The organism is Propioniciclava sp. (assembly GCF_036744435.1).
GTDB lineage: Bacteria > Actinomycetota > Actinomycetes > Propionibacteriales > Propionibacteriaceae > Propioniciclava.
In genome coordinates, this window is the sequence record NZ_DAIOIA010000086.1 from 1 (window position 1) to 13,439 (window position 13,439).

Below are 13,439 nucleotides of genomic sequence, written 5' to 3' on the forward strand. Positions count from 1 at the left end.
CCCAGCCCGAACGCCACCATGATCTGGGGGAAGAACGTCTTGGAGACGCCACCCTCAGAGTTGTCGATGGACATCGACGCGCCCAGCGCCAGGGCGGCCCCCAGCCGTCCCTTGGGCGGAACGAAGTCCGCTTCGTTGTCGTTCTCGTCACCGTCGAGCACCGAGACCCCCTGCAGCGTCTCCGCCGCGAGATCGTCGGTTCCGGAGACGCGGCTCGCTCCCCAGAGCGGCTCCCCCTCGGGGGTGCTGTTTTCGTCAGACACCGTTGTCGGCCCTTCTCTTTAATCGCGCGAGCTGGCGTGATGCCAACGGCCCGGTCCCCCCATCCTCGGAGAGTTGCTACGGGCTCGAAACGCGCCCCCAACCATGGGCACGTTGCTCGTGTCAGTCCGATTCGAGCACGGCTGGGGCGCTCCCGCTAGATGAACCGGGATCATTGCCCACCGGTTGCAGCAACACATGGCAACTTCACGCTCAGAAACCGCCTCCCCCGCGGAAAATCGACTCCGCGGGTATTCCCGTGATCCGTTGTTGCCACGGCGCCGCTGCAGGACCCGAGATGACCGCGCCCGCGCCGTTTGCGATGATGAGAGATGTGCCTGAACCCGTCTCGCTCGCCCTCATGACCGCCGCCGACGTCGACGACGCGGTCCGCGCTCACATCTCCATGCAGCACGTCGCCTACGCCCACCTGGCCGACCCCGGGCACGCGGCCGCCCTGTGGAACTCGGCCCCCGATCGCCGCGACGGCCTGCTGGCCGATCTGGCCGCCGCCACCGAGGCGGCCCACCTGCATGAGGAGCCCGAAGCCCGGCACGTGGTGGCCCGGAGCACGCGCGGGGCGATCGTCGGACTGGCGTCCTCATTCACCGGGGTCGGCGAGTGGGAACACGACCTGTTCGGGGACGGCCACGTCCCCGCGGGGGTCGACTGGTGCCTGGACACGCTCTATGTGATGCCGGGCCTGCGCAACGCCGGCCTGGGGCAGCGGTTGCTGGACGCCGCCCTGCCGGATCACCGCGACGCTTACCTCTGGGTCATCCAGGGAAACCCGGGGGCTCGGCGGTTCTACGAGCGCAACGGCTTCGCCCTGGATGGCTTCGGCGGGCACTCGGGGCCCAACTGGGGCGATCTAGGCATGGAGCGGATGGTGCGCCGCTCCGGGCGCTGAGGCCGACCGCCCCTGGGGCAGGGCTTCCTTACCACGCTCGGATTTACGCATCAAGAGACTTGCCAAATTATCTCCTTGGAAAACGCTTGCCCTTCCTGCCAAGAGCTACTACGCGCAGTAGTGTGAGGAGGGATACGAGCCCCATCCACCTGGAGGTCGAGCATGGACCAGCCCACCACCCGCAACCTGACGCACCTGCCCGATCTGGGCACCAGCGCCGGTCGCGTCGGCCCTGTACGGCTGCGCATGCCGATCTACGTCGACCTCCTGCCGCCGTGCAACAACGCCTGCCCTGCCGGCGAGAACATCCAAGAGTGGCTCCGCCTGGTCAAGGCCAAGAACGACCTGGGCGCCTGGCGCGAGCTGACCCGCAACAACCCCTTCCCCGCCATCCACGGCCGCGTCTGCTACCACCCGTGCGAGACGGCCTGTAACCGCATCGAACTCGACGGCGCCGTCTCCATCCATTCGGTCGAACGCTTCCTCGGGGACGCCGCCATCGAGCACGGCTGGCAGTTCACCAAACCCACCCACAGTTCCGGACGCCGAGTCCTGATCATCGGCTCGGGCCCCTCCGGCCTGGCCGCCGCCTACCACCTCGCCATGCTGGGGCACGAGGTCGAGATCCACGACGGCTCCGAACTCCCCGGCGGCATGATGCGCTACGGCATCCCCGAATACCGGCTGCCCCGCGACGTCCTGGACGCCGAGATCGCCCGCATCCGCGAACTGGGCGTCACCTTCGTCCAGAACCACAAGGTCACCGACCTGCTCGCCGAGCAGCGCGCCGGCCACTTCGACGCCGTCTTCGTCGCCATCGGCGCTCACCTGTCCAAGCGGGTCGACATTCCCACCATGGACGCCGGACGCATCGTCGACGCCGTCAGCTTCCTGCGCGACGTGGCCTCCGGGGATCGACCCCTGATCGGCCGCCGGGTCGCCGTGTACGGCGCAGGCAACACCGCCATGGACGCCGCCCGCACCGCCCGCCGCCTCGGCGCCGAGGAGTCGATCGTCGTCTACCGCCGCACCCAGGAACAGATGCCCGCCCACGCCGAGGAGCACGCCGAGGCCGTCCGCGAGGGCGTGAAGATGAACTGGCTGCGCACCATCAACCAGTTCGACGAAGGTCAGATGCAGGTCGAGATCATGGAACTCGACGAGTCCGGCAAGGCCCGCGGCACCGGCCGGTTCGAGACCTTGGAGGCCGACACCGTCATCTTGGCGCTCGGCCAGGAGGCCGACTCGGGCTTCCTGCAGTCGATCCCCGGCATGAGCTTCGACGGCGACACGGTCAACGTCGACCCCACGACGCTGATGACCGATGTGCCCGGCATCTTCGCCGGCGGCGACGCGGTTCCCTCGGAGCGCACGGTGACCGTCGGTGTCGGCCACGGCAAGAAGGCCGCCAAGATGATCGACCTGTGGCTGTCCAACATGCCCGCCATCCCGAAGGAAGAGCGCGACCTGGCGAGCTTCGACAAGCTCAACCTCTGGTACTGGGGCGACAACCGACGCACCTCCCAGCCCGAACTGGCAATCGCGGCACGCAAGGCCTTCGACGAGGTCGTCGGCGGCCTGACCGAGGACGAGGCCCGGACCGAGGCATGGCGATGCCTGAGCTGCGGCAACTGCATCGAGTGCGACGGCTGCCTGGGATCCTGCCCCGAGGACGCCGTCATCAAGCTCGGCAAGGGCAACCGGTACCGCTACGACTACGCCAAGTGCACCGGCTGCGGTACCTGCTACGAGCAGTGCCCGGTGCACGCCATCGACATGATCGCGGAACGCTGAGCGGCGAGTAAAGGACGGAAGACAACACCATGACCCGAGCGATCATCGATGGCAACGAGGCCGCCGCTTCGGTGGCCTACCGGCTGAACGAGCTGTGCTCCATCTACCCCATCACCCCCAGTTCCACGATGGCCGAACTGGCCGACGAGTGGGCGGGCAAGGAACAGACGAACGTGTTCGGCATCCGCCCCACCGTCGTCCAGATGCAGTCCGAGGGCGGCGCCGCGGGCGCCCTCCACGGGGCGCTGCAGGGCGGCGCGATGAGCACCACCTTCACCGCCTCCCAGGGCCTGCTGCTCATGATCCCGAACATGTACAAGATCGCGGGTGAGCTCACCTCGACGGTCTTCCACGTGGCGGCCCGTTCGCTGGCCGCCCAGGGGCTGTCGATCTTCGGCGACCACCAAGACGTCATGGCCGTGCGGCAGACGGGCTTCGCGCTGCTCAGCTCCGCGTCGGTCCAGGAGTGCCACGACCTGGCCGCCGTCAGCCAGCTGGCGACGCTGCGCAGCCGTGTCCCGTTCATCCACTTCTTCGACGGGTTCCGCACCAGCCACGAGCTGAACACCCTGGAGATGCTCAGCGACGACGACCTGCGCGCCTACGTGCCCGAGTCGCTCATCATCGAGCACCGCGACCGCGCGCTGAGCCCCGAGCACCCCTACATTCGCGGCACCGCGCAGAACCCGGACACCTACTTCCAGAGCCGCGAGACGGTCAACCCCTACTACGACAAGGTTCCGGGCATCGTTCAGGGGGCGATGGACGAGTTCGCCGAGCTGACCGGCCGCCAGTATCACCTGATGGAGTACCACGGCGCTCCGGACGCCGAGGCGATCATCATCATCATGGGCTCGGGCGCTCAGTCGGCGATGCAGGCGGTCGACCACCTGCTGGCGGACGGCCGCAAGGTCGGCGTCCTGCAGGTGCGGCTCTACCGCCCGCTGCCGGTCGAGGCCCTGCTGGACGCCATCCCCGAGACCGTGTCGACCATCGCGGTCATGGACCGGACGAAGGAGCCCGGTGCTGGCGGCGAGCCCCTGTTCCTGGACGTCACCTCGGCCCTGGCCGAGGCCGTCTCGACGGGACGCCGCGCCACCCTGCCGCGGGTCATCGGCGGCCGCTACGGGCTGTCCAGCAAGGAGTTCACCCCCGGCATGGTGATCGGGGTCTTCGACGAACTGGCCAAGCCGTCGCCGCGTCCTCGGTTCACCGTCGGCATCCATGATGACGTCACGATGCTGAGCCTGGACTACCACGAGCTCGACGTGGAATCCCCCGACACGCTGCGCGCGGTGTTCTTCGGCATCGGCTCCGACGGCACCGTCGGCGCCAACAAGAACACCATCAAGATCCTGGGCAGCCAGGACGGCACGTTCGCCCAGGGCTACTTCGTCTACGACTCCAAGAAGTCCGGCAGCCGGACCGTCAGCCACTTGCGCTTCGGGCCGAAGCCGATCACCGCGCCTTACCTGGTCAACGCGTCCGGGTTCATCGGCGTCCACCACTGGTCGATCCTGGAGCGCGTCGACGTGCTGAAGATGGCCCGCCGCGGCACGGTCGTGCTGGTCAACAGCCACTACCCGGCCGAGGAAGTGTTCGGCCATCTGCCCGAAGCGATGCAGCGTCGGCTCATCGAACTCGACTGCGAACTGTGGACGGTGGACGCCAACGCCGTCGCCCGCACCGCCGGCATGGGCAACCGCACCAATACCGTGCTGCAGACCTGCTTCTTCGCCATCAGCAAGGTGATGGAGCGCGACGCGGCCATCGAGGCCGTCAAGCAGTCGATCCGCAAGACGTACGGCCGACGCGGTCCCGACGTGGTCGCCAAGAACGAGAACGCGGTCGATGCCGCCATCGCGCACCTGCACCGCGTCGAGGTTCCGGCCGCCCCCGTCTCGGACAAGCAGCGGCTCGCGCCGGTGCCCGCCAGCGCACCGGCGTTCGTCCGCGACGTGACCGCCCAGATGCTGCTCGACAACGGCGATTCCCTGCCGGTGTCGGCGCTGCCCGTGGACGGCACCTACCCCAGCGGCACCACCCAGTACGAAAAGCGCAACATCTCCGACATCGTCGCGGTGTGGGACGAAGGCGCCTGCATCCAGTGCGGCAACTGCGCCTTCGTGTGCCCGCACGCCGTGCTGCGCGCCAAGTACTACCCCGAGACCGCTTTGGAGGGGATGCCCGAGGGCTTCCAGACCGCCGAGTTGAACGCGGCCGGACTGCCGGGGGCGCGCTACACGCTGCAGGTGTACGCCGAGGACTGCACCGGGTGCGGCCTGTGCGTGGAGGCCTGCCCGGTGAAGGTGCCCGGGGGCACCAACCGCAAGGCCATCAACCTGGCGCTGGTGGACGACCGCGAGCCGACCCGCACGAACGTCGAGTTCTTCGAGTCGATCCCGATCAACCGCCGCAGCCGCGTCGACTTCGCGACCGTGCGGGGCGTCCAGTATCTGGAGCCGCTGTTCGAGTTCTCCGGGGCCTGCACCGGCTGCGGCGAGACCCCGTACCTCAAGCTGCTCAGCCAGCTGTTCGGTGGCCGCACCTCCATCGCGAACGCGACGGGCTGCAGCTCGATCTACGGCGGCAACCTGCCCACGACGCCGTGGTCGCGCAACAAGTACGGTCGCGGCCCGGCCTGGTCGAACTCCCTGTTCGAGGACAACGCCGAGTTCGGGCTGGGGCTTCGGCTGGCGGCCGACCTGCAAACGGAGCTGGCCCGCACCCGGCTGGAGCAGCTGCGTCCGGACATCGGCAACGATGAACTGGTCGATACGATCCTGACCACCGAGCAGAAGTACGAGTCGGATCTGAGCGCGCAACGCGCCCGCGTCGACGAGCTGAAGGTGATCCTCGAGGGCATGGACGGCATCCGCGCCGCAGACCTGCGTTCGGTGTGCGACCACCTGCTGCGCCGTTCGGTGTGGATCGTCGGCGGCGACGGCTGGGCCTACGACATCGGCTCGGGCGGCCTGGACCACGTGCTCGCCTCCGGGCGCAACGTCAACGTGCTGGTGCTCGACACCGAGGTGTACTCCAACACCGGCGGTCAGGCGTCCAAGGCGACGCCGATGGGCGCCGTCGCGAAGTTCGCCTCGGCGGGCAAGGAGACCATCTCCAAGGACCTGGCGATGCAGGCGATCAGCTACGGCAACGTCTACGTCGCCCGCGTGGCGATGGGCGCCGACCCCGAGCAGACGCTGAAGGCCTTCCGTGAGGCGGAGGCCTACGACGGGCCGAGCCTGATCCTGGCCTACAGCCACTGCATCGCCCACGGTATCGACATGAAGAAGGGCCTCGATCAGCAGTACCTGGCGGTCAACTCCGGGCACTGGCCGCTGATGCGGTACAACCCGGTGCTGCGGATGGCCGGCAAGAACCCGTTCCTGCTCGATTCCCCGCGGCCGCGGTTCCCGCTGCGGACGTATCACGAGAACGAACTGCGATTCCGGATGCTCAAGGCGTCCGACCCCGAGGCCGCCGAGCGGATGCTGGAGTTCGGCCAGGCGCAGGTGGCCCGCCGCTGGCGCGACTACGAAGACATGTCGGTTCGCGGCGCGGATGAGTTCGCCACCGACGCGAAGGAGTGAACAATGGATCTGACCACCACCTACCTCGGCCTGGAGCTCAAGCACCCGGTCGTGGCGTCGGCGGGCCCGCTGTCGCAGACGCTGGACGGCGTGAAAGGCCTCGCCGATGGCGGTGCGTCCGCGGTCGTGCTGTACTCGCTGTTCGAGGAGCAACTGCGCGCCGAGGTCGCCCGTGACGAGGCGCTGATCGAATCCCACGAGAACGCCTCCCCCGAGGCGCTGGACTACTTCCCGGCCAACCCGATCACCACCAAGTCGGCCGCCTACAGCTACCTGTCGCTGCTGGAGCGTTCGGCCTCGGCGCTGGACGTCCCGGTGATCGCCTCCCTGAACGGCGCGGACCTGGGCGGCTGGGTCGAGTTCGCTCGTGAACTCGCCGATGCGGGTGCTGCGGCCATCGAGCTGAACATCTACCTGGTGCCCGGCGACACCGCCGCCAGCGGTGAGGCCGTCGAGCGCCGCCACGTGGAGATCGTGTCGGCGGTGACCAGCGCGGTCGGGATCCCGGTGTCGGTGAAGATGTCGCCCTACTTCAGTTCCCCGGGCAACATGGCGTTGCAACTCCTCGACGCGGGGGCGTCCGGGCTGGTGCTGTTCAACCGGTTCCTGCAGCCCGACGTGAACCCCGAGACCCTCGGCCTGGATTCGGCCTTCGACCTGTCGACCTCGCACGAGGGTCGGCTGCCGCGCACGTGGATCGCGGCCCTGCGCAACCACACCACCGCGTCCCTGGCGGGGTCGACGGGCGTGGAGACCGCCGACGACGTCATCCGCTACCTGCTGGCGGGCGCCGACATCGTGATGAGCACGGCGGCGCTGGTCCGCCACGGCCGCGCCTACACCGCCGAACTCGTGGGCGGGCTGCAGTCCTGGATGGTCCGCAAGGGGTTCACGTCGCTGGAGCAGGTGCGCGGCATGATGGCGCTCCCCCCGGTGACCGACGCCGACGCGATCGAGCGCGGCGGCTATGTGGCCGCGATTCAGGCGGCGAAGGAGCGCTACGGCGCACTGTGACCCTGAGCCGCGGCGGTGCTGCCCGCCGCGGCAGCACCGCCGTATCGCGGACGACCCTCGCAACCCTAGGATAGTTAGGTAGGCCTTACCGACCTTTCTTGAATGCGAGCCGCATGAGCACCAGCCCGCCCGTCTTCACCCGTCGCAGCCTCCTGGCGCTCACCTGGCCCCTGCTGGTCGTCACGTTGTTCGCGCTGCTGGGCGCCCTGGGCAACCAGGTGCTCTTGCTGATGCAATCGGACGCCCTGAACGCGGCGATCAGCAACGCCAACCGGATCTTCGGCGTCGCCAACGACGTCGCCGTGCTGTTCGGCTTCGGGTCCTTGGTCGTCGTGGCCCAGTTGTTGGGTGCGGGCGCGATCCCCGCCGCGCAGCGCGCCAGCATCATCGCGTTGCGAGCCAGCACCCTGCTCGGTCTCGCCCTGGGCGTGGTCGCGGCGCTGGGTGCCCCGCTGTTCCTGGATTGGCTGCGCGCCGACCCGGCGGTGCGTCCCGACGCACAGGCCTACATCTGGGTGGCCGCGGCGGGCGTCGCCTTCTACGCCTACCAGATGGTCGCCTACTCGGTCCTGCGTGCGTTCGGCCGCACCATCGACCTGCTGATTCCCGCGATCCTCATCAACGTCATCGACCTGACCCTGCTCTACACCTTCTTGTTCGTGCTGGATCTCGGGGTCATCGGCTCGGCGCTGCCGACCCTCATCGTCCGAGCGTCCGTCGTGGTGCTGCTGGCATGGCTGGTCCGCCGGGTCGCACGCATCGGCATCTTCACCCCGCTGCCACCGAGGGAGGCGGGGGCCCGGAGCTGGACGATGGCCCGGCTGTCCGTCCCGACGGTGATCGAGAACTCGGTGTTCAACGTCGCCGTCCTGGTGGGGGCGTCGGCGGTGAACGCACTGGGGCGCGACGCCACCAACGCGCAGAGCTTCGCCCTGACGCTCACCGCCCTGGTCACCGGCGTCACGCTCGCCTTCTCCCAGGGCAACGAGACGATCGTCGGCTGGGACGTCGGCGACAGAGACGTGGCGCACGCCCGCCGCCAGACGCGCGCGACGCTGATCATCACCGTCACCGCGTCCGTCGTGCTCGCGGTCGCCTTGTGGCTGGGCGGGCCGACGCTGCTGCCGCTCGTCGGGCTCAACGCCGCCGCGGTCGCGCTGGGAACCCAGGGGCTCGCGGTGAGCATCGTGCTGCTGCCGCTGGCCGCCATCACGACGATCCTGTACGGGGCGCTGCGTTCCGCCGGGGACGTCACCGCTCCGATGGCCTACTCCATCGCCACCAGCGTCGTCGTCCTGGCCCCCGCCTCCCTCCTCTTCGCCGAGACCCTCGGCGGGGGCGTCGCGGGCGCGTTCTGGGCGTTGGCACTGGCCGAAGCGGTCAAGGCGGTCCTGCTGGGCTGGCGGTGGTGGCGCGGTCGGTGGGCGGAACTCCCCCGCGTCGTCGACGACGCCGACGGCGCGGCATCCGACACCACCGCGGGGGCATGACCACCCGCCGGGAGCCGGAGACGACCACCGCGCGGGCCGCCCGCTCGCACGTCGAGGACGCCGTGCGCTGGGCGCTGGTCGTCGGGTACTGGACGACGCCGCTTCCGCACCGGCCATCGCGGCGCGCGCGGGCCACGCGGGCGCAGGTGGCCGAACAGGTGCGGGACCTCGGCGACCCACGCGCGCCTGGCCGCATCACTTCCCGGTTCTCCACGGTGGCGGGCGCCGACGAGGATCGGGTGCGCATCCACGTGACGTGGCGCCAGGATTGGCCGGTGGTCTTCACCGCCCGGGTGACGTCGCGTTCGACGATCCCCGCGGCGCTCACCTGCCGATGAGGCCGGAGTTCCTCAGTTCGACGAACGCCTGGTAGGAGTCGCCGTTATCGGGAAGGGTCAAGACCTGCTTTCTCGGGGGCCGGGCCATCACGGTGGCCTCAGCACCGCAAGGCTCAGTCCTCGATGGGCAGAAGCTCCGTCCTCGGCGGAGTCAGGCTCAGTCCTCGGCGGGGCCAGGCTCAGTCCTCGGCGGAGACGCCCCACCCGGCGGGTGGGAGTCATTCGCTGGGGGCACGACCGGGCGGGGCGGGCTCGCCTAGACTCAGCCGGGATGGAACCCGCCGAACCCGCACGCGCCCGACCCCGCACGTCCGACCGCACCGCGACCGCCCCCCGCCCCGGTCCGCGTCCACTGCGGGTGGCGCTGTTCACCGACAACTACGGACCAGCCCCCAGTGGCCTGCTGTATGCCGTGCAGTTCTTGGAGAAGGAACTGCTCGACGACGGCTGCCACGTGCAGGTGGTGGCCCCCGCGACGCCGGGGCCGAACCCGTTCAAGAACCACCCGCTGCGCTCCGAGCTCCGGCTGCCCTCCATCAAGCTTCCCGGCCTCCCGATGGCCGTCGCTGGGGGCAGCGGGTTCGAGCGGGCCCTCGACGCGTTCGCCGCCGACCCGCCCGACGTCATCCACGTTCAAGGGCTGGGGCCGATCGGCCTGCTGGGGGTGTGGGCGGCCGATCGCGCCGAGTGCCCCCTCATGGTGACGTGGCACACCGACTTCGAGGCCTACGCCGACCATTACGCCATGCTGACGCCGTTCCTGGACGCCTTCTACCAGCTGCTGAAGGTGTCCACGAAGGGCATGAAACGACCGCAGATGCAGGACATGCGCAGGTGGCTCTCCGACGGCCGCCTGGTGGTGTCGGGGTTGCTGCGCCGACGGCTCACGGCCTTGTCGCGCCGCAATCTGCTGGAGGCCGCCCAAGACATGCTGGAGGCCGCCGAACTGGTGACCGCACCGTCGGACAAGACGGCCGTGCGCGTGCGCGAGCTGGCCCCGCGCAGCCACATCCGCGTGGTGCCCAACGGGGTGGACGCCCTGCCGCAGGGACGCCCCTTGCCACCCGCGTCCGGGCCCCGGATCCTGTACGTGGGGCGCATCGCCCCCGAGAAGAACATCGCCTTGCTGGTGGACGCGTTCGCCTGGGTGCGCGAGGACATCCCCAACGCGGAGTTGATGTTCGTCGGCGACTGGCGGGTGTCCTCAACCGTGGCGCAGAAGCTGCGGGCGGCTCGTAAGCGGGGCGGCGTCACGCTGGTGGGACAAGTGCCGCGCCAGCAACTGGGCCCCTACTACGCATCCGCCGATGTGTTCGCGTTCCCCTCGACGTCCGACACACAAGCCTTGGTGCTGCACGAGGCGGCCCACGCGGGGCTGCCGATCGTCACCGTCGACCCCGAACTGCGGCTCGTGGTGGACCCGGACGTCAACGGGATGCTCGCGCGTCCGACCCCGGAGTCGCTGGCCCGCCAACTCGTGGCGATGTTGCGCCGCCTGCAGGACCCGGAGTTCGCCGGGCGTGCGCACGCCCGCAGCCGCGAGATGGCGTCGTGGTGGACGATCCAGCGCCAATCCGAGGCGATGATCGCCCTGTACCGCGACCTGGCCGCCGGGCACCCCATCCCTGAGTCGATGCACGCCGACCCGTCATGACACCGCTCGAGAACGCCGCCGCGTGCCCATGTGGCACCGGCAGGTCGTATGCGGGGTGCTGTGGGCGCTATCACAGCGGCGCCCGCCGACCGCCCACGGCGGTCGCACTCATGCGGTCGCGGTACACCGCCTTCGCGCTGGGGCTGCGCGACTACCTGTCCGCCACGTGGCACCCGACCACCCGTCCGGAGACGCTGCTCCTGGACGCGGAGACGACCTGGACGGGCCTCGACATCACAGCGACGACGCATGGTCAGGCCTGGGAGGACGAGGGCACCGTCACCTTCGCCGCCGCGTGGGTCTCGCCGCAGGGCTCCGGCGTTCTCCGGGAGCGGAGCCGGTTCGTGGTCGAGGACGGCCGCTGGTTCTACCTGGAGGGGGTGACGCGCTGAGCCTGCGGCTCAGCCGACCGTTCGTGGCGGCTCCGTTTCGTCTTCCGGGGAGGGCGGGGCGTCCTGGCTGGCCGGCGCTGGGTCCGCCAGCCACGGGGCGGGCTTGCGGCGGTTCTCAAGAAGCGTCTCCACCTGATGCCACCCGATGACGAACAGCCCCCACAGAAGGGGGGAGCCGACCAACAGCGCGATGACGACGATGTGCCATGGCGGAGCGTGCTCGGCCAGCCACACAAGAATCTGCAAAACGATCGCGCCCCCGATGAGCGCGGCAGCAATGAGCATGATGACGAAGCCGCATCCGCCGCTCTTCACGGCTGAAGGGTCGTCTCAGTACGGGGGGATCCGCCTCGCTCCATGAGGCCACGCTAGCAACGGCCACGGCGTGAATCCATCCATGCGGGGAGGGCGGCGTCGAGCGCCAGTAGCCCGCTCGACGCCGGGGTCATGTCCGCCACGAACGGGGCGGGTCGGTGGCTACCGCACGGGTGCGGTGCTGCGCATCCAGCGGTGAGCGCCCCAGCCCAGAACCGCCCCCGGGACGAGCAGCAGGCCAGCCACCAGCGACAGCCCACCGAACCCGAACCAGGCGAGCAGCGGGGCCGACACCAGCGCCGCGAAGGCGCCCGCGTAGTTCATCAGGGCGTCGGTGGCCCCCTGCAGCGGGACGCGCAGCTCTCCGGCGTCCACCCCGGCGAGCAGGGAGGAGGCGGCGATCGTCGCGGCAGACCAGCCGACCCCGAGCAGCACCAGGGACGCCCCCACCCAGACCGCGTCGTGGCCGGCGAGCATCGCGAGCACCACGGCGGCGGCCAGGATGATCAGTCCGGCCACCCCGGTGCGCAGGGGGCCGAACTGATCGGAGGTCCAGCCGAACAGCGGGCTGAGGGCGTACATGCCGAGGATGTGGAGGCTGACGATCCCGCCGATCAGCACGAGGTTGTGCTCGCCTGCGGAGAGGTGCAGGGGCGTCATCGTCATGATGGCGACCATGACGGCGTGGGAGACCACCAGCAGTACGACGCCGAAGCGTGCGAGCGGGTGCCGAAGGGCCCAGCCGAGCGCGGCGAAGCTGCCACCTCGCGCGGCCGCCGGATGGAGCGAGCCCACGGGTGCGGACGTCGTGAGCGTGGCGGGGGCGCGGTACAGCAGCGTGACGGCGAGGGCGGCCAAGCCGAACCCGATCGCGGAGAACAGATAGGGCGCCGCCAGCGGCTCGACGCCGATGCGCGGCCCCAGGCCCGCTGCGAGCGAGGTGAGGTTCGGTCCGATCACCGAGCCGAGGGTGGTGGCCCACACGACGAAGGACAGGGTGCGCCCGCGGGAATGCGGGCCCGCGAGTTCGGCGGCGGCGTAGCGGGATTGCAGGTTCGTGGCGCTGGCGAACCCGAACGCGGCGAGGCCGAGGAGGACGACGGGCAGCCAGCCGAGGGTGGCCCCGGCGACGATCAGCGCCGCGCCGGCCAGGGCGATCAGATAGCCCAGTCGGAGCGAGACGCGGCGGCCGCGGCGGGCGGCGAGGTGAGCCAGTGGGACGGCCGCCACCCCGGCGCCGAGCACCGTCAGCCCCTGCCCGACGCCCGCATACTCGTTGCCCCAGAGCTGTCCGATGAGGAGTGCGCCGACGGCGATTCCCGAGGCGACGCCGATGCCGCCGACGATGTTGCTGACGACCAGCGCCCCCAGGGAGCCTCCCGTCGCGGGGTGAGCGCCGGGGGGTGGCAGGGTCGGTCGGGTCGTCATGTCAGTCATGGGCGTGCTCCTGGTGTGGGGATGGGTGGTCACCGCTGAGGTGATCGAGGGCGGCGTCGGTGAACTGGGCGAACACGTCGCGACGGACGATGGCGATTCCGCGGTCGGCGTCGGCGAGCAGCAGCAGGGTATCGCCCGGGCGGATCCCGAACATCTCGCGGGCATCCTGGGGGATGACGATCTGGCCTTTGGCCCCTACCTTGACGGTCGCGGCGAGGCGTCCCTCGGGCGCCGGCCCCTC

12 protein-coding genes are annotated in these 13,439 nt (G+C 69.9%); 8 read left to right on the forward strand and 4 right to left on the reverse strand.

Features of this window, described 5'->3' with window-relative positions; translation table 11 throughout:
- A partial coding sequence (locus V7E09_RS10985; RefSeq protein ID WP_324523386.1) for a hypothetical protein occupies positions 1 to 263 on the reverse strand: 263 nt, incomplete at its 3' end.
- 332 nt (positions 264 to 595) lie between these two features.
- Here V7E09_RS10985 and V7E09_RS10990 point away from each other — a divergent pair.
- From V7E09_RS10990 to V7E09_RS11025, 8 genes are all read left to right on the forward strand, one after another.
- Positions 596 to 1,171: a GNAT family N-acetyltransferase gene (locus V7E09_RS10990; protein WP_324511257.1), complete on the forward strand. Its 576-nt coding sequence runs from the start codon at positions 596 to 598 to the stop codon at positions 1,169 to 1,171.
- Between the two features lie 162 nt (positions 1,172 to 1,333).
- Positions 1,334 to 2,965 carry an NAD(P)-binding protein gene (locus V7E09_RS10995; RefSeq protein WP_324511259.1) on the forward strand — a complete coding sequence of 544 codons (1,632 nt, stop codon included), beginning with the start codon at positions 1,334 to 1,336 and terminating at the stop codon, positions 2,963 to 2,965.
- A 29-nt stretch (positions 2,966 to 2,994) separates the two neighbouring features.
- Positions 2,995 to 6,558, forward strand: a complete 3,564-nt coding sequence (gene nifJ, locus V7E09_RS11000) for a pyruvate:ferredoxin (flavodoxin) oxidoreductase (RefSeq protein WP_324511261.1) — start codon at positions 2,995 to 2,997, stop codon at positions 6,556 to 6,558.
- Between the two features lie 3 nt (positions 6,559 to 6,561).
- A complete protein-coding gene (locus tag V7E09_RS11005; protein ID WP_324511262.1) occupies positions 6,562 to 7,572 on the forward strand; it encodes a dihydroorotate dehydrogenase-like protein in 1,011 nt (336 codons plus the stop codon).
- Between the two features lie 113 nt (positions 7,573 to 7,685).
- Positions 7,686 to 9,062 carry an MATE family efflux transporter gene (locus tag V7E09_RS11010; protein ID WP_324511263.1) on the forward strand — a complete coding sequence of 459 codons (1,377 nt, stop codon included), beginning with the start codon at positions 7,686 to 7,688 and terminating at the stop codon, positions 9,060 to 9,062.
- Positions 9,059 to 9,400, forward strand: a complete 342-nt coding sequence (locus tag V7E09_RS11015; RefSeq protein WP_324511264.1) for a hypothetical protein — start codon at positions 9,059 to 9,061, stop codon at positions 9,398 to 9,400. Before V7E09_RS11010 ends, V7E09_RS11015 begins: the two co-directional genes overlap by 4 nt.
- A 271-nt stretch (positions 9,401 to 9,671) precedes the next feature.
- Positions 9,672 to 11,054, forward strand: a complete 1,383-nt coding sequence (locus V7E09_RS11020; protein WP_324511265.1) for a glycosyltransferase — start codon at positions 9,672 to 9,674, stop codon at positions 11,052 to 11,054.
- Positions 11,051 to 11,446, forward strand: a complete 396-nt coding sequence (locus V7E09_RS11025; protein ID WP_324511266.1) for a YchJ family protein — start codon at positions 11,051 to 11,053, stop codon at positions 11,444 to 11,446. Before V7E09_RS11020 ends, V7E09_RS11025 begins: the two co-directional genes overlap by 4 nt.
- A gap of 9 nt (positions 11,447 to 11,455) precedes the next feature.
- On the opposite strand, the gene V7E09_RS11030 is transcribed toward V7E09_RS11025, so the two are convergent.
- From V7E09_RS11030 to V7E09_RS11040, 3 genes are all read right to left on the reverse strand, one after another.
- Positions 11,456 to 11,761 carry a hypothetical protein gene (locus V7E09_RS11030; protein ID WP_324511267.1) on the reverse strand — a complete coding sequence of 102 codons (306 nt, stop codon included), beginning with the start codon at positions 11,759 to 11,761 and terminating at the stop codon, positions 11,456 to 11,458.
- Positions 11,762 to 11,923: 162 nt separating this feature from the next.
- Positions 11,924 to 13,198: an MFS transporter gene (locus tag V7E09_RS11035; RefSeq protein ID WP_324511268.1), complete on the reverse strand. Its 1,275-nt coding sequence runs from the start codon at positions 13,196 to 13,198 to the stop codon at positions 11,924 to 11,926.
- The coding region (locus tag V7E09_RS11040; RefSeq protein ID WP_324523387.1) for an AbrB/MazE/SpoVT family DNA-binding domain-containing protein at positions 13,191 to 13,439 on the reverse strand (249 nt) is incomplete at its 5' end. The genes V7E09_RS11040 and V7E09_RS11035, both read right to left, overlap by 8 nt.

Bases quoted from the DNA above. Each gene is read 5' to 3' on its own strand.
- V7E09_RS10995 (WP_324511259.1), top strand. From the start codon at position 1,334: ATGGACCAGCCCACCACCCGCAACCTGACGCACCTGCCCGATCTGGGC.
- nifJ (WP_324511261.1), top strand. From the start codon at position 2,995: ATGACCCGAGCGATCATCGATGGCAACGAGGCCGCCGCTTCGGTGGCC.
- V7E09_RS11005 (WP_324511262.1), top strand. From the start codon at position 6,562: ATGGATCTGACCACCACCTACCTCGGCCTGGAGCTCAAGCACCCGGTC.
- V7E09_RS11010 (WP_324511263.1), top strand. From the start codon at position 7,686: ATGAGCACCAGCCCGCCCGTCTTCACCCGTCGCAGCCTCCTGGCGCTC.
- V7E09_RS11015 (WP_324511264.1), top strand. From the start codon at position 9,059: ATGACCACCCGCCGGGAGCCGGAGACGACCACCGCGCGGGCCGCCCGC.
- V7E09_RS11020 (WP_324511265.1), top strand. From the start codon at position 9,672: ATGGAACCCGCCGAACCCGCACGCGCCCGACCCCGCACGTCCGACCGC.
- V7E09_RS11025 (WP_324511266.1), top strand. From the start codon at position 11,051: ATGACACCGCTCGAGAACGCCGCCGCGTGCCCATGTGGCACCGGCAGG.
- V7E09_RS11035 (WP_324511268.1), bottom strand. From the start codon at position 13,198: ATGACTGACATGACGACCCGACCGACCCTGCCACCCCCCGGCGCTCAC.